Below are 19,948 nucleotides of genomic sequence, written 5' to 3' on the forward strand. Positions count from 1 at the left end.
TGTTTTATCAATAAAATAGCCAGCAGCACGGTAGAAATGGTCCTTATTCTGGGCTAGGACTGGATATATTATCAAAAACGGGGTACTTATTATCAAAAAAACAGATATATTATCAAAAACGAGATGTTTATTATCAAAAATCAAAATATATTATCAAAATCTCAAAACCCGTTATCTCATTTAACCGAACGCCTCACCAATAAAAAATAATGGATTAAAAATGCCGCCGAAAAAGTACCATTTCCGGCGGCATTCGATTTTTAAAAAATAGTCAAACCGACTTCAAAAAATTCCATACCATATTCGTGAATTTGTGGGCGTGTGATTCATTTTCAGTCTCGTTGAATAGCTGCTGAAAAGGTTTTAAGAGCGGCTTAAGGACAATTTTACGGATGCGGTCGCGCCGCAGTTCGCTTAGGATGGCATCGAATAAGTCCTGCTGCTCTTCACTGAATGAACAGTGCTTTTGAAACCAGTCTGCGAGTTCCATTACTTCTGATTTTGTTACTGTGTGTTTATCGATGTTGGATTGCAGCAGGTCTATTGCAGAATGGCTCAGCATCGATGTGTCATGCTTTAACATATAAGGGATAATCAGTTCGATATAGGACAGGATTACATCGACCAGCCGCTCCAAAGGATAGGAGCTGTTCGTCACCCTCATGGTAAACAATAAGTATTGAAGCATCCCGTAGAACAAAACAGTACCCTCAAATGCAACTTCCCTGATTTCATCGCCCATGACTTCGATAAAACGGTTGGAGAGCCATTCCATTTCTATCATCCTGTGCTGCATCACCAGTTTCTTCAGATCGGCTTCATTTGAAGATAAGATGGCTTCGAAAAGGACATTTAGATTTCGTTCTTTGTTCAATCTAATAAGTATCGTGATCTGTTCGACTAAGACATTTCGCTCCTTAGCATCCTTTCCGATCTGCATCGCGACCCTCTGCTGGCTTGCGTCATAACGCAGATACTCTAATATATCTGCGATACAATCGTTTTTAGAAGAGAAATAGTTATAGAACGTCCCTTTTGAAATGTTTGCTTTTTCAATGATTTCCTGGATCGAAGTCTGTTGGAAACCTTTTTCTATAAACAATGATAATGCGATATCTGCTACTTTCCTTTTTCGATTATTCATACCGTCCTCCAGTCTCTCTCTATAGAGTAGTATAGTTTTCTTGGACTGGAAATACAATCTTTTTATACTGGTGGTATAAAAGTGTTGATTTATTTAAACTACGGGTATAAAATAGTTCGAGTAACAAAATAAATAATTTAAACATAAAGGGATGAGGGTATGGACTCTGCAATTCAAAATAAAAAACCGCCATATTTAATGTTGGCGATTCTTTTCATTGGAGCTTTCGTCGCATTTTTAAATAACTCGTTATTAAATGTTGCACTGCCATCGATCATGTTGGATTTGGAAATAGCAGATTATTCAACGGTACAATGGCTTGCTACAGGTTATATGCTTGTGAGCGGGGTGCTGATCCCAGCGTCGGCATTTTTGATCACACGTTTTTCGAATCGTAATCTGGTTATTACTTCTCTGGCAATATTCACATTGGGTACTGCATTGGCAGCTTTTGCGCCGAATTTTGGTGTGCTGCTTACCGGCCGCATGGTTCAGGCAGCAGGATCCTCTGTCATGGGACCGCTTCTGATGAACGTCATGTTAGTCAGCTTCCCTCGTGAAAAACGAGGAGCAGCGATGGGTGTCTTCGGTTTGGTTATGATCACTGCCCCCGCGATAGGACCTACGTTATCCGGTTACATTGTAGAACATCACGATTGGCGATTGTTATTTGAAATGATATTGCCTTTAGCTGTCATGAGTTTATTATTGGCCGTTTGGAAATTCAGAAATGTAATGGACCAAAATAAAGAGGCATCTCTTGATACGCTGTCACTTGTTCTTTCCTGTATCGGATTTGGAGGATTATTATATGGGTGCAGTACGGCAAGTTCTGATGGATGGACGGATGCGATTGTATTAACGACCCTGATTGCGGGGGGCATTGCATTAGCTGCTTTCATCATCCGCCAATTCAAGATTGATGAGCCGTTATTGGATCTTCAGGTGTATAAGTATCCAATGTTTGCCCTTGCATCGGTGATTGCAATAGTCAATGCGGTTGCCATGTTCTCAGGTATGATTTTAACACCTGCGTATGTTCAAAGTGTTCGCGGCATTTCACCGCTGGATTCCGGCTTGATGATGCTGCCTGGTGCGATCATTATGGGAATCATGTCGCCTATTACGGGGAAGTTATTTGATAAATTCGGTCCCCGTGCGTTATCTCTGACCGGTCTTGCCATTACAGCGATTTCAACTTATATGCTTGCACAATTACAGATCGATACAAGTTATACACATATTATCCTGATCTATACATTACGTCTATTTGGGATGTCCATGGTCATGATGCCGATCATGACGAATGGTTTGAATCAACTGCCTAATCGATTGAATCCACATGGGACGGCAGTTAATAATACAGCACAGCAAGTATCCGGGTCGATTGGTACAGCGATCCTGATCACCATCATGAACACCGTCGCGAAAACAGAGGCGGAAAGCCTGATGAGCGGTGTTGATCCGGCAACCGTCACGGAAGCGTCGACTGCTGCTTTGACACAGCAATCACTATTGGCAGGGATTCAATATTCATTCTACGTAGCACTTGGAATCAATATAGTTGCATTGATATTGGCACTCTTTGTTAAACGCGTCGACACAAGTGAAGATGCAGTCAATGAAATCGAAAGCCAAAACAAACCTGCAGCCAAACCGGCAACAGTCTAATAAGCAAATAAAAAGAGGTTCAACGACATTGATGAGTTCATCAGAGACGTCGTTGAACCTCTTTTTGTCAAAAAAAAAGACAAAAGCTACAGCTAAGCTTTTGTCCAAAATAAAGAAATTTAGAATGAGCCTCATTTTATAAAGATTTTTACATGAAGTAAGTGGCGTTTCCTCATGTTTAGGAGTGAAATCTTTATTCATAAGCAAGTCTAATGATAACCGTATAAAAAGTGAAAGCTATTAGAGTAAGATTAGAATTTGATGAGAAAATCCATTCAGTATAGGGAAATAATACGTTTTGGCACTGCGGAAATAGGAAAAACACACTAATGGGGACGTTTTTCTAAAAATTGTCACTGGCAGCGCAAGGATTATTTTACGTTTGATGGTTCAACTTTTACTTTTTTTTTAGTAGAATTAATACTTAATTTGGGTATGTGTGGCAGAGGAGGAATGACAAGTTGTTAGAGAACAGTGTAATGATGGTTTTGATCATTTTAGTGATAAATATTGTGTACGTGTCGTTTTTTACGATACGGATGATTTTGACCTTGAAGGGATACCGTTATTTTGCAGCATTCGTGAGTACATTTGAGGTGGTCATTTATGTCGTCGGGCTTGGTCTCGTACTGGACAACTTAAATGAAATACAAAACTTGATTGCGTATGCGGTCGGGTACGGTATAGGTGTAGTGGTCGGCATGAAGATTGAAGAGAAGCTGGCGCTGGGGTATATTACGGTTAATGTCATAACGAAGGAATATGATATGGCACTTCCTGATCAGCTCCGTTCGAAAGGATATGGCGTGACGAACTGGGAAGCGAACGGTCTGGAAGGAAATCGAATGGCCCTGCAGATCCTGACTCCGCGGAAATATGAAATGAAGCTGTATGCGACGATTAAAGAGCTTGACCCTAAAGCGTTTATCATCGCGTATGAACCGAAGACAATCCACGGCGGATTCTGGGTGAAGACCGTTCGAAATATACGTAAAGGAAAAATCAAAGTATGAGTAAAAAGAAGCTATTATTTGAAGTGCAGGAGAAGGAAACGATCAGTGAGTGTCTGGACCGCATGAAAGAAGCAGGTTATATGCCGGTCAGAAGGATGGAGAAGCCTGTTTTTGAAGAGCAGAAGGACGGAGGTAAAATAGAATTTGTCCCTGTAAGGCAGACAATTGTGTTTGAAGGAAAGAAAATCGAAGAGTGATTTTGGTGAAATCCGAACATTAATTTTCAGACATTTAAAATCGTTCGATTATTCGTTGACAGTGCCGGGAAATAGCGGTATGATGAAGACAAATAAATCGAATACCCTCATATAATAATGGGAATATGGCCCGTAAGTTTCTACCTGGCTGCCTTAAACAGCCGGACTATGAGGGGAAGTGACTGTCTGGATACAGAAGCGTCTTTAATGCCCCTGGCTGGAAGGGCTCTTTCTGTACGGTTAAAATACCCAGATCAATTGCTTTCTCTCATGATGCAGAGATCAATTGATCTGGGTATTTTTTTGAGGAAAAACGAGTGGAGGTGTCTGTCACGATTATGATAGCGGTTATTATGGGAAGTACATCAGATTGGGAAACGATGAAGCATGCATGTGACATTCTGGAGGAGCTTGAGATCCCGTATGAAAAGCGGGTCGTGTCCGCTCATAGAACACCTGATTATATGTTTGAATACGCAGAATCTGCGAGAGATAGAGGAATAAAGGCAATCATTGCAGGAGCAGGAGGCGCAGCCCATCTCCCTGGAATGGTGGCATCGAAAACGACACTTCCTGTCATCGGGGTGCCGGTCCAATCGAAGGCACTGAATGGAATGGATTCGCTTCTTTCCATCGTGCAGATGCCTGGAGGCGTGCCGGTAGCGACGGTTGCGATCGGAAAAGCGGGAGCTGTAAATGCAGGACTCCTTGCAGCGCAAATCCTCTCAGTCGAGGATAAGGAATTGGCAGGAACATTGGAAAATAGACGGGATACCTTACGAGAAAAAGTGTTGGAAAGCAGTGATGACCTTGTTTAAGAAAACGATTTTACCGGGACAGACAATCGGGATCATCGGCGGAGGCCAGCTAGGCCGGATGATGGCTCTCGCAGCAAAGCATAACGGATTCAGGATTGCCGTATTGGACCCATCTCCTTCATCGCCTTGTGCACAGATTGCAGACTTGGTGATCACCGCTCCATTCGATCAATATGACGCGTTGGACCGCCTTGCAGAAGAATCGGATGTGATTACCTATGAATTCGAGAACATCGACTATGACGCTTTGAAATGGCTGTCAGGCAGGGCTTATCTGCCGCAGGGTGCGGAACTGATCCGCATCACGCAGGACCGTATAACAGAAAAGGAAGCACTCACATTGGCCGGTGTCGAAGTGGCACCTTACGCAGTTATTCAACAGGAAGAAGACATCTATGATAATATAGAAAAGCTTGGCTATCCAGCTGTTTTAAAGACATCAAGGGGTGGATATGACGGCAAAGGGCAATTCGTGATCCGAAGAGTGGAAGAAGTAAGCGAGGCGGCAGTTCTTTTAGATAGCGGACCTTGTGTACTTGAGAAATGGATCCCTTTTGAAAAAGAGTTATCAGTGATCGTGAGCAGGAATCCTGACGGTCAGCAAACTCATTTTCCGGTAGTGGAAAATATTCATGTGGATAATATCCTGCATGAAACGATTGCTCCTGCTCGCATCGCTGAAGACATTTCACGTAAAGCGGTTGATATGGCTGAGAAAATCAGCGAGACGCTTGATCTGGTCGGGACGCTTGCCATTGAAATGTTCCTGACGGAAGACGGCTCCATTTACATCAATGAACTGGCGCCGAGACCACATAATTCTGGTCATTATTCAATCGAAGCGTGCGACTCCTCTCAGTTCGCTCAGCATATCAAAGCGATTTGCAACTGGCCGCTTGTTCAACCCGAATTATTAAAGAACGCTGTGATGGTTAATCTATTAGGAGAACATATAGAACCTATAATGAAAGCTATTCCAAATCACCCTGACTGGTTTGTTCATCTGTATGGCAAGGATGTGCCAAAGCCAAAAAGGAAAATGGGCCATGTCACCCTTTTAACAGATGACGTCGGGGAGACGCTGGCGGCTGTGAACGATGCCGGGGTTTGGAAGGTGCAGGAAAAGATCGGAGGACGAATGAAATGATTGAACGTTATACACGCCCGGAAATGGGAGCGATTTGGACAGAGGAAAATAGGTTTCAGGCCTGGCTTGAAGTAGAGATACTGGCATGTGAAGCATGGGCTGAAATCGGCGATATCCCAAAAGAAGATGTTGCGAAGATCCGTGAAAACGCAGGCTTCAATGTGGACCGTATCAAAGAAATCGAAGAGGAAACACGCCATGATGTAGTGGCTTTTACAAGAGCGGTTTCTGAAACACTAGGAGAAGAAAGAAAATGGGTTCATTACGGATTGACTTCAACCGATGTGGTGGATACTGCTCTTTCTTATCAACTGAAGCAAGCGAATGAAATCATCCTGAAGGATCTTGAGCGATTCGTGGAGATTTTGAAAAACAAAGCGATCGAGCATAAACATACGGTCATGATGGGAAGAACGCATGGAGTCCACGCTGAGCCGACGACATTCGGTTTGAAGCTTGCTCTTTGGTACGAAGAGATGAAGCGTAACGTCGAGCGTTTTAAAGCAGCCGCTGACGGAGTGGAATTCGGTAAAATCTCCGGTGCTGTGGGAACATATGCAAATATCGATCCATTCGTTGAAAAGTATGTGTGTGAAAAGCTTGGCATCAAACCGGCACCAGTTTCCACTCAAACGCTGCAGCGTGACCGCCACGCTCACTACATGGGTACACTTGCTTTGATTGCAACATCGATTGAGAAGTTTGCAGTTGAGGTGCGCGGCCTTCAAAAGAGTGAAACACGTGAAGTGGAAGAGTTTTTCGCAAAAGGCCAAAAGGGTTCATCGGCCATGCCGCATAAGCGCAACCCGATCGGTTCAGAGAATATGACGGGGATGGCACGCGTGATCAGAGGGTACATGATGACCGCTTATGAAAATGTTCCGTTATGGCATGAGCGTGATATCTCACATTCTTCTGCTGAACGTGTCATTTTACCGGATGCGACAATTGCTCTTAACTACATGCTTAATCGATTTGGAAATATCGTTAAGAACTTGACGGTGTTCCCTGAGAATATGCAGCGCAACATGGATCGCACGCTTGGGTTGATTTACTCGCAGCGCGTTCTTCTTGCCCTGATCGATAAAGGCATGACTCGTGAGGAAGCGTATGACACAGTTCAGCCGAAAGCGATGGAAGCATGGGAGAAGCAGGTAGCATTCCGCTCGCTGATCGAGGAAGACAGCACGATTACATCCAAACTTTCTCCAGCGGACATTGATGACTGCTTCGATTATAACTATCATCTGAAGCATGTCGATACCATCTTTGAACGCTGCGGACTGGAGTAATAAGTACTTAGACAAGTACATAGGGCAGGGGTTTTTAAAAGGATCCCTCCCTTTTTTTATCCAGATATAGACTGAAGATTGCCAATATTGACATAACAGGGGGATTTCAGATGGAAAAAGGGACTCTTTTATATGAAGGAAAAGCGAAGCAGATTTATTCCACGAGTGATGAAGAGGTCGTTTGGATTCAGTACAAGAATTCCGCCACTGCTTTTAACGGGGAGAAGAAAGCGGATATCGACGGCAAAGGGGTTTTAAATAATAAGATTTCGAGTCTGCTATTTTCAAAGCTTGCCGAAAAAGGAATCGACAGTCATTTTGTTAAGGAATTATCAGATCACGAACAGCTGGTCAAACGGGTGGACATCATCCCGCTTGAGGTGGTCGTACGGAATGTGATCGCCGGAAGCCTTTCGAAGCGCCTTGGCATTGAAGAGGGGACGGAGATGCCGAAGCCGATCATCGAATTTTATTATAAAAATGATGACTTGGGCGATCCGCTGATTACGGATGACCATATTGATTATCTGGAGATTGCTTCAAAGGAAGAACGCACTGTATTAAGAGAGATGTCCCTGAAAGTAAATGGAGTTCTTCAAGAGATTTTTAAAGAAGCGGGTGTGCTTTTAGTAGATTTCAAGCTGGAATTCGGAAAAGACCACAGCGGAAACATACTGCTGGGAGATGAAATTTCGCCGGATACATGCCGCCTTTGGGATTGGAATACGAAGCAAAAGCTGGATAAAGATGTTTTCAGAAGAGATTTAGGCAGTTTAACAGAAGTATACTCAATCATTTTAGAACGCTTAGGGGGAAATAGTCTATGTACAAAGTAAAAATTTACATCACGTTAAGAGAAAGTGTATTGGATCCGCAGGGAAGTGCTGTTAAACAGGCCCTTCATTCAATGGAGTTCAAATCCGTGGAAGATGTGCGTGTCGGGAAGTATATGGAGCTTACTCTTCCTTCAACGGTCGAGAATGTCGAAGCCGCTGTTGAAGAAATGTGCCACCGTTTACTAGCAAACCCTGTGATCGAGGATTATCGATATGAGATCGAGGAGAGTGTGACTCAATGAGATTTGCGGTGATTGTATTTCCTGGTTCCAACTGTGACATTGATATGTACCATGCAATCAAGGATGAAATCGGAGAAGAAGTAGACTACGTTTGGCATGATGACCTTTCTCTGGAGGACTATGATGCCGTTCTGCTGCCTGGCGGATTCTCTTACGGGGATTACCTCCGTTCAGGAGCGATTGCACGCTTTTCAAACGTCATGAAGGAAGTCGTGAAAGCGGCAGAAGAAGGCAAGCCTGTATTAGGCGTGTGCAACGGATTCCAGATTCTGCTGGAAACGGGTCTATTGCCAGGGGCGATGCGCCGGAATGACAGCTTGAAGTTCATCTGTAAGACAGTTCCTTTAACGGTTGAGAACAATGAAACGATGTTTACAAGCAGCTATGTAAAGGGAGCGGAAATCCAAATCCCGATCGCTCACGGAGAAGGGAATTACTTCTGTGATGAAGAGACGCTTGCAGGACTTCAGGAGAACAACCAAATCGTATTCACCTACAGCGGTGGAAATCCGAACGGAAGCGTGGCCGATATCGCGGGAATCACAAATGAGCGCGGGAATGTCCTTGGCATGATGCCTCACCCGGAACGTGCGATGGACACTTTATTAGGTAGTGAAGACGGGAAGAAACTCTTTCAATCGATTGTCAAACACTGGAGGGAAAAACATGTCGTTAATGCTTGAACCAACCCCATCAAAGGTGAAAGAAGAACAGCTTTATCGTGAAATGGGATTAACAGACGAAGAATTTTCAATGGTGGAAAACATCCTGGGAAGAACACCTAACTACACGGAGACCGGACTTTTCTCGGTCATGTGGTCAGAACACTGCAGCTATAAAAATTCCAAGCCTGTCCTTAAGAAATTCCCGGTAACAGGCGAGCGTGTTCTTCAAGGACCTGGAGAAGGAGCTGGGATTGTTGATATTGGCGATGATCAGGCAGTGGTTTTCAAAATCGAAAGTCATAATCACCCTTCAGCGATTGAACCTTATCAAGGAGCGGCGACGGGTGTCGGGGGCATTATACGTGATGTATTCTCGATGGGAGCGAGACCTATTGCACTCCTCAACTCTTTACGCTTTGGAGAGCTGGATTCTCCTCGTGTTCAGTATCTATTTAAAGAAGTAGTGGCCGGAATAGCGGGCTATGGTAACTGTATCGGCATTCCGACTGTCGGAGGGGAAGTACAATTCGATTCTTCGTATGAAGGAAACCCTCTCGTCAACGCGATGTGTGTCGGGTTGATCGATCATAAGGATATTAAAAAAGGACAGGCGCACGGTGTTGGCAATACGGTCATGTATGTGGGAGCTAAAACCGGACGTGATGGAATCCATGGCGCAACATTTGCTTCAGAAGAATTGAACGAAGGGTCTGAAGAGAAACGTCCTGCGGTTCAGGTTGGAGATCCTTTCATGGAAAAATTGCTACTCGAAGCATGTCTTGAGCTTGTCCAAAACGATGCGCTCGTCGGGATTCAGGATATGGGGGCGGCCGGTTTGACCAGCTCGTCTGCGGAGATGGCGTCTAAAGCAGGTTCTGGGATTGAAATGAATCTAGATCTTGTACCTCAGCGTGAAAAAGGCATGACGGCATATGAAATGATGCTCTCGGAATCACAGGAGCGTATGTTGATCGTTGTTGAAAAAGGCCGCGAGCAGGAGATTGTCGATCTATTTTCAAAGTATGACTTAGAAGCGGTTTCGATCGGAAAGGTGACGGATGACAAACGTCTTCGCCTTCTTCATAAGGGGGAAGTGGTTTCGGATGTTCCGGTCGATGCCCTTGCGGAGGAAGCGCCTGTTTACCATAAGCCGTCTAAGGAAGCGGATTATTATAAGGAATTTCAAGCAATGGAAACTCCGGTGCCGCAAGTAGCGGATTATAAAGATACTGTGCTCGCTTTATTGCAGCAGCCGACGATCGCAAGTAAAGAATGGGTTTATGACCAATACGACCACCAGGTTAGAACAAGTACGGTTGTAAGCCCCGGATCGGATGCAGCGGTTGTCCGTGTGCGCGGGACGAGAAAAGCACTTGCCATGACGACGGATTGTAATTCGCGCTATCTGTACTTGGATCCTGAAGTTGGCGGGAAAATCGCAGTTGCGGAAGCAGCCCGGAATATCGTTTGTTCAGGCGGTATCCCACTCGCGATCACTGACTGCTTAAACTTTGGTAACCCGGAGAAGCCTGAAATCTTCTGGCAAATCGAGAAGTCTGTTGACGGAATGAGTGAAGCATGCCGCGAGCTTTCCACACCGGTCATCGGCGGGAACGTATCACTCTATAACGAATCGATGGGTACAGCCGTTTACCCTACTCCTGTTGTGGGGATGGTAGGACTGGTGGAAGACTTGGATCATATTACGACTCAAAGCTTCAAGGAAGCGGGAGATTTAATTTATATCATCGGGGAAACACGCCAGGAATTTGGTGGAAGTGAATTGCAGAAGCTGACGGAAGGAAAAATCTTCGGCCAAGCACCTGCCATTGATTTGAAAGTAGAACTTCGCCGTCAAATGCAGCTCTTAGAAGCGATCCAAAAAGGATTGGTTGCCTCGGCTCATGATATCGCAGAAGGCGGCCTTGCTGTTGCTCTCGCGGAATCGACGTTCGGCACAAAAGGATTGGGAGCTGAAATCTTTGTTAACGGAGACTGTCATGTGTCAGAGTTATTCAGTGAGACGCAATCACGATTCCTGATTTCTGTGAAACCTGAACATCGGGAAGAATTCGAAAAGCTGGTTGGGGAAGCGAAGATCGTCGGAGCGGTAAAAGAAGATGGGGAGATCACCATCGCATCCCGCCAAGGGGAAATTCTTATACAAGCGACTGTAGAGGAACTTGAATCAGCCTGGAGAGGAGCGATTCCATGCTTGCTGAAATCAAAGGTTTAAACGAAGAGTGCGGGGTGTTCGGGATATGGGGACACCCGAACGCTGCACAAATTACGTACTACGGCCTTCATAGCTTGCAGCACCGCGGACAGGAAGGAACAGGGATTGTTGTGTCAGATGGCGACACGCTGCGAGGTCATAAAGGGGAAGGGCTCGTAACGGAAGTGTTTCAGGAAGGTTCGATCGAGAAGCTTACGGGGTACGGAGCCATCGGCCACGTACGCTATGCGACGGCTGGGGGAGGGGGCTATGAAAATGTACAGCCTCTCCTTTTTAACTCGCAGAGCGGGGGGCTTGCACTTGCGCATAACGGGAACCTGGTCAATGCAAACGCCTTGAAGCATCAGCTTGAAGGTCAGGGGAGTATTTTTCAAACAACTTCTGATACGGAAGTTCTGGCTCATTTGATAAAAAGAAGCGGATATTCCAGGTTGAAGGATCGGGTGAAGAATGCGCTGACGATGTTAAAAGGGGCCTATGCGTTCCTTGTCATGACAGAAACGGAGATGATGGTGGCACTGGATCCGCATGGTCTTCGCCCGTTATCTCTTGCAAAACTAGGCGATGCGTATTGTGTGGCATCCGAAACCTGTGCCTTTGATATCGTGGGCGCAGAATTCGTACGTGATATCGAACCGGGAGAGCTTGTGATCATCAATGATGAGGGAATCACCTCTGAACGGTTCAGTTTTTCAAATGGAAATGCAATGTGCACGATGGAATATGTGTATTTCTCAAGACCTGACAGCAACATCCAGGGAATAAACGTTCATTCGGCCCGTAAGCGGATGGGAATGGAACTCGCGTATGAAGCACCGATAGAAGCGGATGTTGTTACGGGGGTGCCAGACTCAAGTATTTCAAGTGCGATCGGTTATGCCGAGGCATCGGGCATCCCTTATGAGATGGGACTCATTAAGAACCGCTATGTTGGACGTACATTTATCCAGCCTTCTCAGTCCCTTCGTGAACAGGGTGTAAAGATGAAGCTTTCTCCTGTAAGAGGGGTAGTCGAAGGAAAGCGCGTTGTGATGGTGGATGATTCCATCGTCCGCGGAACGACGAGCAAGCGGATCGTCAGCATGCTGAAGGAAGCGGGAGCAAAGGAAGTGCATGTCTGCATCAGTTCCCCTCCTATTAAAAATCCATGTTTCTACGGAATTGATACGTCGACTCATGAAGAATTAATCGCCTCTTCTAATTCGGTGGAAGAGATGCGTAAAATCATCGGGGCGGATTCACTGACATTCCTTAGTACGGATGGTGTATTGAAAGCGATCGGGCGCGATGATTCTTCAGAGAACCGCGGGCAGTGCCTTGCGTGCTTCACCGGAAAGTATCCGACTGAAATCTACCCGGATACTCTTCATCCGCATGAAAAAGAGCTTGTGAAATAGGGGGAGATCGAGATGGCAAATGCGTATCGCCAGGCAGGCGTGGATATAGAAGCAGGATATGAATCGGTCGAACGGATCAAGAAGCATGTGAAACGGACGGCACGCGAAGGCGTACTCGGGCAGCTGGGAAGCTTCGGAGGTATGTTTGACTTATCACAGCTTGGTTTAAAGGAACCGGTGCTTGTGTCGGGGACGGATGGAGTCGGTACAAAGCTGAAGCTTGCGTTCATGGCTGACCAGCACGACACGATCGGCATCGACTGTGTAGCGATGTGCGTGAATGATATCGTCGTACAAGGAGCAGAGCCGCTTTATTTCTTAGATTATATAGCGACCGGAAAGGCTCATCCGGCAAAGATAGAAGGTATTGTAAAAGGTATTGCGGACGGATGTGAAATGGCAGGCTGCGCGCTCATCGGCGGCGAAACAGCCGAGATGCCGGGGATGTATACAGATGAAGAATATGATATCGCCGGTTTTGCAGTGGGTGCCTGTGAAAAGAAAGAAATCGTAACAGGGGAGAACATTTCTGAAGGAAATATGTTAATCGGACTGGGTTCGAGTGGTATACACAGTAATGGATACTCTTTAGTACGAAAGATCTTTTTTGAAGATCATTCTTTCGCTTTGGAAGAATCCTTACCGGAATTAAAAACCACACTAAAGGAAGCTTTACTTACACCGACCAGGATTTATGTGAAACCTGTGCTGGCTGTTCTGAAGCAGTATCGTATCAATGGAATGTCGCATATAACCGGAGGGGGATTCATTGAGAACATTCCCCGGATGATGCCTGATGGACTTGGAGCTGTTATCCAGGAGGGCAGCTGGGAAATGCCGGATATATTTACTGCACTGAAGCAGTACGGCAGGATTCCTCATGAAGAAATGTACAATATCTTCAATATGGGGGTCGGCTTTGTGCTTGCAGTGGACGAGAGTGACGCCGAAAATATTGTTGGATTCCTAAAAGAACAGGGAGAAGCAGCCTGCATCATCGGTAAGGTTTCTAAAGGTGAAGGAGTACAATTCGTACAAAAACCGAGTCAGTAATGGAGGCTTAGTCATGAGACAGATTGCCATTTTTGCTTCAGGAAGCGGAAGTAACTTTCAAGCATTAGTAGATGCTGTTCAAGCGGGTACGCTGAAGGCCAATATCAAGCTTTTGGTGTGTGACCAGCCTGGCGCCTTTGTCATCCACAGGGCGCAGTCGGCAGGCATCCCTGCTTTCGTATTCCGGGCAAAAGACTATGAAAACAAACAAGCATTCGAACGTGAAATTCTGCATCAGCTCGAACTTGCAGGCGTGGATTTTATTGTGCTGGCAGGCTATATGAGACTGATCGGCCCTACACTCCTTGAAAGCTACGGGGGAAGAATCGTGAATATCCATCCGTCTCTTTTGCCTGCTTTTCCGGGCAAAGATGCGATTGGCCAGGCACTTGAAGCCGGAGTGAAAATCTCAGGGGTGACCGTTCATTATGTGGACGCAGGGATGGACACAGGGGAAATCATCGCTCAGGAAATTGTCCGCATCTCAACAGGGGAAACGCGGCAGTCACTCCAGGAAAAAATTCAGCATGTCGAACACTATCTATACCCGACCACCTTGAACCACCTTTTCCTCACCACAGGCTACTGATCGATAAATAAATGATATTGCTTTATCATGGTAGTGTGGTAAAGTGGTGAGGGACGGGCTTTGAAAAAGGTAGATAAACAGTGACTAGTCAGAGGAGGAGCCATATGAAAAAAAGAGCGTTAATCAGTGTTTCAGATAAAAGTGGAATCGTGGAATTCGCACAAGAGTTAAAACAATTAGGGTACGAAATCATTTCTACAGGGGGAACCAAAAAGCTTCTCCTTGAAAATGATGTCGAGGTCATCGGAGTGGAGGACGTGACAGGCTTTCCGGAGATCCTCGAAGGCCGTGTAAAGACGCTTCACCCATCCATTCATGGTGGACTGCTTGCGAAACGGGGAGAAGAATCTCACCGCCAGCAGCTTGAAGAACAAGGGATTGAAGGTATCGATCTTGTCTGCGTGAATCTGTATCCTTTTCAGCAAACAATCGCCAAGCCGAACGTGAGCGTTGATGAAGCGATTGAGAACATTGATATCGGCGGACCTACGATGCTTCGTGCAGCAGCCAAGAATCACGCGTATGTGACCGTTGTTGTCGATGCACTGGACTACGATCAAGTCATTGCAGAATTGAAGCTGAACGGAGAGGTATCCCATGAAAACCGCCGGAAGCTTGCTGCGAAAGTGTTCCGCCATACAGCAGCGTATGACGCGCATATCGCGGGCTACATGACAGAAGCGTCCGGTGAAGAGAATCCAGAGCGCCTGACGCTGACTTTTGAACTGAAACAAAGCTTGCGTTATGGGGAGAACCCTCACCAAAAGGCTTCCTTTTATCGGGCGCCGCTGGGATCTGAATTTTCAGTTGCGATGGCAAGGCAGCTGCATGGGAAAGAGCTTTCCTACAATAATATCAATGATGCAAATGCAGCCCTGCAGATCGTAAAGGAATTCACCGAGCCCGCAGCAGTTGCTGTCAAGCATATGAACCCGTGCGGAGTCGGTGTGGGTGAAACCATTCATGAAGCATTCTCGAAAGCCTACGAAGCGGACTCGACATCAATCTTTGGCGGCATCATTGCATTGAACCGCGTGGTTGACGAAGAAACGGCTAAACAGCTTCATGAAATCTTCCTGGAGATCGTCATTGCTCCATCATTCAGCGATGAAGCGTTCGAGATTCTCTCAAGTAAAAAGAACATCCGTTTATTGACGGTGCCATTCGAATCCACTAACAAACTTGAGGAGAAAATCACCACTGTAGAAGGCGGTCTTCTCGTACAATCGGATGATACCTTCACGCTTGAGGATGCAGATGTAAGAGTCGTCACCAAGCGAGAGCCTACAGCTGAAGAGTGGGCTAGCATGGAACTTGGCTGGAAGGTCGTTAAGCATGTGAAATCCAATGCGATCGTGCTGACCGATGCCCAGATGACCGTCGGGGTGGGAGCAGGACAGATGAACCGCGTCGGTGCAGCCAAGATTGCTATAGAGCAGGCGGGAGAAAGAGCAGTTGGATCCAGCATGGCTTCAGACGCTTTCTTCCCGATGGATGACACCGTGGAAGCGGCAGCCAAAGCCGGCGTCACAGCCATCATCCAGCCGGGCGGATCGATCCGTGATGAAGATTCGATCAAAAAAGCGGATGAATATGGTATTACGATGGTGTTTACAGGGGTTCGTCATTTCAAGCATTAAGATATTCATCTGCCCCTCCTCGTTTGTAAAAAAGGAGGGGATTTTTTATAAGGGGGCTTTTTCTAATGAAGGTACTTGTAATTGGGCGCGGCGGCCGTGAACACGCCATCGTCCGGAAGCTGTCTGAGAGCGAAAGTGTATCAAATGTTTACTGTGCACCAGGTAATCCAGGGATGGCGGAGATCGCTGAGCTGATCGCTATAAATGAAACAGACAGTGAAGCGCTGATTTCCCTCGTGAAAGAGAAGGAAATCGATTATACGTTTGTCGGACCTGAAAACCCATTGCTTGAGGGGATCGTAGATGAGTTTCAAGCCCAAGGGTTAAAGATATTTGGACCTTCAAAGGACGCAGCCATCATTGAAGGCAGCAAATCCTTTTCTAAGGAACTAATGAAGAAATACGACATTCCGACTGCTGAATATGAAGTGTTCACAGACATCGAAGCGGCTTCGGCTTATATCAAAAAAGCAGGGGCCCCGATCGTCATCAAAGCAGACGGACTGGCTGCAGGAAAAGGCGTGGTTGTGGCGCAGACGGAAGAAGAGGCACTGCAGGCGCTGGAAGAAATGCTCCTTGATAAAAAATTCGGGGACGCTTCTGTAAAGGTGGTCATCGAAGAATGTCTGGTCGGAGAAGAATTTTCCCTGATGGCATTTGTACAAGGTGAGGATGTGTATCCAATGGTCATCGCTCAGGATCATAAGCGTGCATTCGATGGAGATCAGGGTCCGAACACAGGTGGAATGGGTGCCTATTCACCGGTGCCTCATATTTCAGATGAAATCGTGAAAGAAGCAGTATCGACTGTTCTTTTGCCGACAGCAATAGCGATGGTGAAGGAAAATCGTTCGTTTACGGGTATTTTGTATGCGGGGCTCATGCTGACAGCCGATGGTCCGAAGGTGATTGAATTCAATGCGCGCTTTGGCGATCCGGAAACTCAGGTCGTTCTGCCGAGATTGAAATCCGATTTGGGACTGATCATCAGAGATCTCCTGGATGGCCAGGAGGTCAACCTGGAATGGAAGGATGAAGCGGTTCTTGGAGTGGTCCTTGCTTCAGACGGATATCCTGATGGATATAAAAAAGGCGTGAACCTGCCTGATTTACAACATCTTAAGCAGGATACACTCATTTATCATGCCGGAACAGCCCGCAATGAAGAAGGGGAACTGGTTACAGACGGAGGCAGAGTTCTGTTGATAGCTGTAGAAGCTGGCACAGTGGAAACAGCCTATCATTCTGTTTATGAAGAATTAAACACTCTTGAGTGCAACGGTCTCTTTTACAGAAAGGATATTGGGAAGAAGGCTATCGAACACGTCTCTTCCTAGTTCTGCGGATAAACACATAAGCAATCGCGATGATTCCGCCGATCAGTGAAAACAAAACGTAAGACATATCGGTCAAATACTCCCAAAACATAACACGCATCTCCTTTTCATGATAATTTACCACGTTAATGTGACGAGGGACGGGCCTTTAGCGGGTTAAAGGGCGTCCCTCCCTGATTAGATTTGAGTGAATCCCTGGTTATCGAAGCTGCTTGTTTTGCTGGATGATGTACCAAGGTCGCCGTTCAGTGCTTCCTGGACCTCTTTATTGGTGAGTTCTTCCGGGTTGAAGTCGGCGTCTTTTTTTGTCGCGGTTGATTCAGTTTTGTTTTTATTGGTTTCGGTGCTGCCGAAATTCCCGTGTTCGTTTTTCTTTTTGTCTGATTTCAGCATGTCTTTCACATTGAACATGTCCATTGCTTTAAAGCTTCCTAGACCTTTTGATTTCTTGTCCCCATCGCTGTCGCCGCTCTTTTCCAAAAGATCGGTAACTGGGCAGTACCGCAGGATTCCTTCTCCCACTTTCATGGCTCCGATCATCGCCATTACCAGGTACGAATCTCTCCATGGTCGTTTAACAAGCTTGGATGTAGCCCATGCCAGAATCGTGAAGCCCACTGTAATGCGGAATAAAGCATTGATGATCCCGATGTTTGATGATACTTTCATTTGTAAACTCCTCCTTAATAGAAAATTCACATAATTGTTGTAAACCTTTAATGCGTTAAAAGACAAAATATGTTAACATAAATGAAAGCCCTTTCTTCATGGGAGAAAAACTCATTTAAGTGAGTGTTACGGGCGTTTTCAAAGGTTTTCTCAATCAACTTACATTGTAAAGAAAGACTTTAAATAAAACAGACAATACCATTCCACCAGAGGAGTGTTCGCCTTGGAACAGCGCTACAGATGGAAGAATAAACAACTGCGGGAACACGTACAGGTTCTCGACGGAGAGCGATCTCCAACCATCCTTTTGAAAAATGCAACATATCTGCATTCAACATTGAAAAAATGGGTGCAGGGTCATATCTGGGTGTACGAAGACCGTATCGTTTACACTGGTGACCGGCTCCCGGATCTCATGGGGGAATGTGAAATTGTAGATTGTTCATCACAATACCTTGTCCCCGGATATATAGAACCACATGTGCATCCGTTTCAGCTTTATAATCCCCAATCTTTTTCCAAATATGCATCCCAAACAGGTACAACTACATTTGTGAATGATAACCTTATGATGTTTTTGCAATTGGAAAAAAAGAAAGCGTTTTCTTTATTGGGGGAGTTTAATAAGCTGCCGTATTCGATGTACTGGTGGACGCGATTTGATTCACAAACCGAAATGGTAGAGGAAGACACTACTTTCTCAAACGGAGAGGTGAAGTCGTGGCTGGAAAATGAGGCGGTTGTACAGGGAGGGGAATTGACTGCCTGGCCGCGTCTCCTTGAAGGTGACGATCTAATCCTTCATTGGATGCAGGAAGCCAAAAGAATGGGAAAAATCGTTGAGGGACATCTACCGGGAGCTTCAGATAAGACGATCGCGAAACTCGGACTGCTTGGAATCGACGGCGATCATGAATCGATGACAGGGGAAGATGTTTACAAGAGGCTCATTCAAGGCTTGACGGTGACGCTTCGCCATTCATCCATCCGGCCGGATCTGCCAGTCCTTCTGGAAGGTCTTCAAGAAAAGGGGATCGAGAATTATGATTCCATCCTTCTGACAACCGATGGTTCCACACCTGCTTTTCATGAAGATGGTGTCCTGAACGTACTGATAAAAATGATCATCGATAAAGGCATTTCACCGATAGAAGCATACAATATGGCCAGTTACAATGTCGCAAATTATTATAACCTTACACACCTGCACGGAATGATTGCCACCGGGAGAGTCGCCAATATCAATTTCCTTAAGAGTAAAAGGGATCCGACACCTTTATCGGTGCTGTCAAAAGGAAAATGGGTGTTGAGAGACAATCAGCCTGTTAACCATGATGAGACGATTCATTGGGAGGAGCATGGCTTCAGCCCCCTTTCGCTGGACTGGAATGTCACGAATGACGATCTCCAGTTTTCCATGCCATTTGGAATCGAAATGGTAAACGATGTGATTACCAAGCCATATTCAATCAACATCAATCCTGCCACTGATGAGCTTCCTTCAGACCATGACGAGTCTTTCCTGATGCTCCTGGACCGAAACGGGAAGTGGAGAATCAGTACACTGCTGAAAGGCTTCTCGAACGGGGTGAAGGGATTTGCATCATCCTACTCCAATACGGGGGATATCATCTTGATAGGAAAAAGCAAATCGGATATGATTGCTGCTTTTAATCGAATGAAAGAAATTGGCGGAGGCATCGTCCTCACTGAAAATGGTGAAGTACTGCATGAAATTCCGCTCCCGCTCAGCGGTCTTCTTTCGAAAAAAGAAATGCCGGAACTGATTGAAGAAGAGAAAATCATGAAAGCATTGCTGTCGGAACGAGGGTATAAATTTGCCGATCCCATTTACACACTGCTCTTTTTGCAATCGACTCACTTGCCTTATATAAGGGTGACACAAAAAGGAATCTATGATGTAATGAAGAAAACGGTACTCTTTCCAACGATAATGCGTTAAAATATGAAAGTATAGAGACAACATTTAGGGGTGTTACGA

Annotated in this window: 19 protein-coding genes and 1 riboswitch; of the genes, 16 read left to right on the forward strand and 3 right to left on the reverse strand. The window is 45.7% G+C overall.

Annotated elements, in window-relative coordinates; all coding sequences use genetic code 11:
• Positions 1–271: 271 nt before the first annotated feature.
• Positions 272–1,144 carry a TetR/AcrR family transcriptional regulator gene (locus ACXAFV_RS22050; protein ID WP_475129667.1) on the reverse strand — a complete coding sequence of 291 codons (873 nt, stop codon included), beginning with the start codon at positions 1,142–1,144 and terminating at the stop codon, positions 272–274.
• A gap of 159 nt (positions 1,145–1,303) precedes the next feature.
• Here ACXAFV_RS22050 and ACXAFV_RS22055 point away from each other — a divergent pair, with 159 nt between their 5' ends.
• The 15 genes from ACXAFV_RS22055 to purD all read left to right on the forward strand — a co-directional run bounded on the left by ACXAFV_RS22055 (position 1,304) and on the right by purD (position 17,277).
• Entirely contained in the window at positions 1,304–2,815 is a 1,512-nt protein-coding gene (locus tag ACXAFV_RS22055; RefSeq protein ID WP_475129669.1) for a DHA2 family efflux MFS transporter permease subunit, read from the forward strand.
• Positions 2,816–3,297: 482 nt separating this feature from the next.
• On the forward strand, positions 3,298–3,828 hold the full coding sequence (locus ACXAFV_RS22060) for a DUF2179 domain-containing protein (RefSeq protein WP_475129743.1): 531 nt from the start codon (positions 3,298–3,300) through the stop codon (positions 3,826–3,828).
• Positions 3,825–4,025 (forward strand): NETI motif-containing protein, encoded by a 201-nt coding sequence (locus ACXAFV_RS22065; RefSeq protein WP_475129671.1) that lies wholly within the window; start codon positions 3,825–3,827, stop codon positions 4,023–4,025. Before ACXAFV_RS22060 ends, ACXAFV_RS22065 begins: the two co-directional genes overlap by 4 nt.
• Positions 4,026–4,112: 87 nt before the next feature.
• A riboswitch (purine riboswitch) is annotated at positions 4,113–4,214 on the forward strand.
• Positions 4,215–4,363: 149 nt separating this feature from the next.
• Complete coding sequence (gene purE, locus ACXAFV_RS22070; protein WP_475129674.1) at positions 4,364–4,843, forward strand: 5-(carboxyamino)imidazole ribonucleotide mutase; 480 nt, start codon at positions 4,364–4,366, stop codon at positions 4,841–4,843.
• On the forward strand, positions 4,830–5,990 hold the full coding sequence (gene purK, locus ACXAFV_RS22075; RefSeq protein ID WP_475129675.1) for a 5-(carboxyamino)imidazole ribonucleotide synthase: 1,161 nt from the start codon (positions 4,830–4,832) through the stop codon (positions 5,988–5,990). The genes purE and purK overlap by 14 nt, the downstream gene beginning before the upstream one ends.
• Positions 5,987–7,282, forward strand: a complete 1,296-nt coding sequence (gene purB, locus ACXAFV_RS22080) for an adenylosuccinate lyase (RefSeq protein ID WP_475129677.1) — start codon at positions 5,987–5,989, stop codon at positions 7,280–7,282. The genes purK and purB overlap by 4 nt, the downstream gene beginning before the upstream one ends.
• A 110-nt stretch (positions 7,283–7,392) precedes the next feature.
• Positions 7,393–8,118 carry a phosphoribosylaminoimidazolesuccinocarboxamide synthase gene (gene purC / locus ACXAFV_RS22085; protein ID WP_475129679.1) on the forward strand — a complete coding sequence of 242 codons (726 nt, stop codon included), beginning with the start codon at positions 7,393–7,395 and terminating at the stop codon, positions 8,116–8,118.
• The gene (purS, locus tag ACXAFV_RS22090; RefSeq protein ID WP_475129681.1) at positions 8,106–8,360 is read left to right on the forward strand and encodes a phosphoribosylformylglycinamidine synthase subunit PurS; all 255 of its coding nucleotides are present in this window, start codon (positions 8,106–8,108) and stop codon (positions 8,358–8,360) included. Before purC ends, purS begins: the two co-directional genes overlap by 13 nt.
• Positions 8,357–9,043 (forward strand): phosphoribosylformylglycinamidine synthase subunit PurQ, encoded by a 687-nt coding sequence (gene purQ / locus ACXAFV_RS22095; RefSeq protein ID WP_475129682.1) that lies wholly within the window; start codon positions 8,357–8,359, stop codon positions 9,041–9,043. Before purS ends, purQ begins: the two co-directional genes overlap by 4 nt.
• Positions 9,027–11,261, forward strand: coding sequence for a phosphoribosylformylglycinamidine synthase subunit PurL (gene purL / locus ACXAFV_RS22100; protein ID WP_475129684.1), 2,235 nt, complete (start codon positions 9,027–9,029; stop codon positions 11,259–11,261). The genes purQ and purL overlap by 17 nt, the downstream gene beginning before the upstream one ends.
• A complete protein-coding gene (gene purF / locus ACXAFV_RS22105; RefSeq protein ID WP_475129685.1) occupies positions 11,237–12,658 on the forward strand; it encodes an amidophosphoribosyltransferase in 1,422 nt (473 codons plus the stop codon). Before purL ends, purF begins: the two co-directional genes overlap by 25 nt.
• A 12-nt stretch (positions 12,659–12,670) precedes the next feature.
• Complete coding sequence (gene purM / locus ACXAFV_RS22110; RefSeq protein ID WP_475129687.1) at positions 12,671–13,711, forward strand: phosphoribosylformylglycinamidine cyclo-ligase; 1,041 nt, start codon at positions 12,671–12,673, stop codon at positions 13,709–13,711.
• A 13-nt stretch (positions 13,712–13,724) separates the two neighbouring features.
• Positions 13,725–14,300, forward strand: a complete 576-nt coding sequence (gene purN / locus ACXAFV_RS22115) for a phosphoribosylglycinamide formyltransferase (RefSeq protein ID WP_475129689.1) — start codon at positions 13,725–13,727, stop codon at positions 14,298–14,300.
• 104 nt (positions 14,301–14,404) lie between these two features.
• On the forward strand, positions 14,405–15,940 hold the full coding sequence (gene purH / locus ACXAFV_RS22120) for a bifunctional phosphoribosylaminoimidazolecarboxamide formyltransferase/IMP cyclohydrolase (RefSeq protein WP_475129691.1): 1,536 nt from the start codon (positions 14,405–14,407) through the stop codon (positions 15,938–15,940).
• A gap of 65 nt (positions 15,941–16,005) precedes the next feature.
• A complete protein-coding gene (purD, locus tag ACXAFV_RS22125) occupies positions 16,006–17,277 on the forward strand; it encodes a phosphoribosylamine--glycine ligase (RefSeq protein ID WP_475129693.1) in 1,272 nt (423 codons plus the stop codon).
• Here the strand turns inward: purD and ACXAFV_RS22130 are convergent.
• Both ACXAFV_RS22130 and ACXAFV_RS22135 read right to left on the reverse strand, forming a co-directional pair.
• Entirely contained in the window at positions 17,255–17,368 is a 114-nt protein-coding gene (locus ACXAFV_RS22130; protein WP_341985401.1) for an EYxxD motif small membrane protein, read from the reverse strand. The two genes, purD and ACXAFV_RS22130, sit on opposite strands and share 23 nt — an antisense overlap.
• A gap of 86 nt (positions 17,369–17,454) precedes the next feature.
• Positions 17,455–17,946 carry a YgaP family membrane protein gene (locus tag ACXAFV_RS22135; protein WP_475129694.1) on the reverse strand — a complete coding sequence of 164 codons (492 nt, stop codon included), beginning with the start codon at positions 17,944–17,946 and terminating at the stop codon, positions 17,455–17,457.
• 223 nt (positions 17,947–18,169) lie between these two features.
• On the opposite strand from ACXAFV_RS22135, the gene ACXAFV_RS22140 reads away from it, so the two are divergent.
• Positions 18,170–19,909: an adenine deaminase C-terminal domain-containing protein gene (locus ACXAFV_RS22140; protein ID WP_475129695.1), complete on the forward strand. Its 1,740-nt coding sequence runs from the start codon at positions 18,170–18,172 to the stop codon at positions 19,907–19,909.
• Positions 19,910–19,948: the final 39 nt, after the last annotated feature.

It is taken from the genome of Rossellomorea sp. ABR4_012, assembly GCF_056159545.1.

Excerpts from the sequence above, each read along its gene's own strand:
- ACXAFV_RS22050 (WP_475129667.1), bottom strand. The coding sequence starts at position 1,144 with ATGAATAATCGAAAAAGGAAAGTAGCAGATATCGCATTATCATTGTTT.
- ACXAFV_RS22055 (WP_475129669.1), top strand. The coding sequence starts at position 1,304 with ATGGACTCTGCAATTCAAAATAAAAAACCGCCATATTTAATGTTGGCG.
- ACXAFV_RS22060 (WP_475129743.1), top strand. The coding sequence starts at position 3,298 with ATGGTTTTGATCATTTTAGTGATAAATATTGTGTACGTGTCGTTTTTT.
- ACXAFV_RS22065 (WP_475129671.1), top strand. The coding sequence starts at position 3,825 with ATGAGTAAAAAGAAGCTATTATTTGAAGTGCAGGAGAAGGAAACGATC.
- purE (WP_475129674.1), top strand. The coding sequence starts at position 4,364 with ATGATAGCGGTTATTATGGGAAGTACATCAGATTGGGAAACGATGAAG.
- purK (WP_475129675.1), top strand. The coding sequence starts at position 4,830 with ATGACCTTGTTTAAGAAAACGATTTTACCGGGACAGACAATCGGGATC.
- purB (WP_475129677.1), top strand. The coding sequence starts at position 5,987 with ATGATTGAACGTTATACACGCCCGGAAATGGGAGCGATTTGGACAGAG.
- purC (WP_475129679.1), top strand. The coding sequence starts at position 7,393 with ATGGAAAAAGGGACTCTTTTATATGAAGGAAAAGCGAAGCAGATTTAT.
- purS (WP_475129681.1), top strand. The coding sequence starts at position 8,106 with ATGTACAAAGTAAAAATTTACATCACGTTAAGAGAAAGTGTATTGGAT.
- purQ (WP_475129682.1), top strand. The coding sequence starts at position 8,357 with ATGAGATTTGCGGTGATTGTATTTCCTGGTTCCAACTGTGACATTGAT.
- purL (WP_475129684.1), top strand. The coding sequence starts at position 9,027 with ATGTCGTTAATGCTTGAACCAACCCCATCAAAGGTGAAAGAAGAACAG.
- purF (WP_475129685.1), top strand. The coding sequence starts at position 11,237 with ATGCTTGCTGAAATCAAAGGTTTAAACGAAGAGTGCGGGGTGTTCGGG.
- purM (WP_475129687.1), top strand. The coding sequence starts at position 12,671 with ATGGCAAATGCGTATCGCCAGGCAGGCGTGGATATAGAAGCAGGATAT.
- purN (WP_475129689.1), top strand. The coding sequence starts at position 13,725 with ATGAGACAGATTGCCATTTTTGCTTCAGGAAGCGGAAGTAACTTTCAA.
- purH (WP_475129691.1), top strand. The coding sequence starts at position 14,405 with ATGAAAAAAAGAGCGTTAATCAGTGTTTCAGATAAAAGTGGAATCGTG.
- purD (WP_475129693.1), top strand. The coding sequence starts at position 16,006 with ATGAAGGTACTTGTAATTGGGCGCGGCGGCCGTGAACACGCCATCGTC.
- ACXAFV_RS22130 (WP_341985401.1), bottom strand. The coding sequence starts at position 17,368 with ATGTTTTGGGAGTATTTGACCGATATGTCTTACGTTTTGTTTTCACTG.
- ACXAFV_RS22135 (WP_475129694.1), bottom strand. The coding sequence starts at position 17,946 with ATGAAAGTATCATCAAACATCGGGATCATCAATGCTTTATTCCGCATT.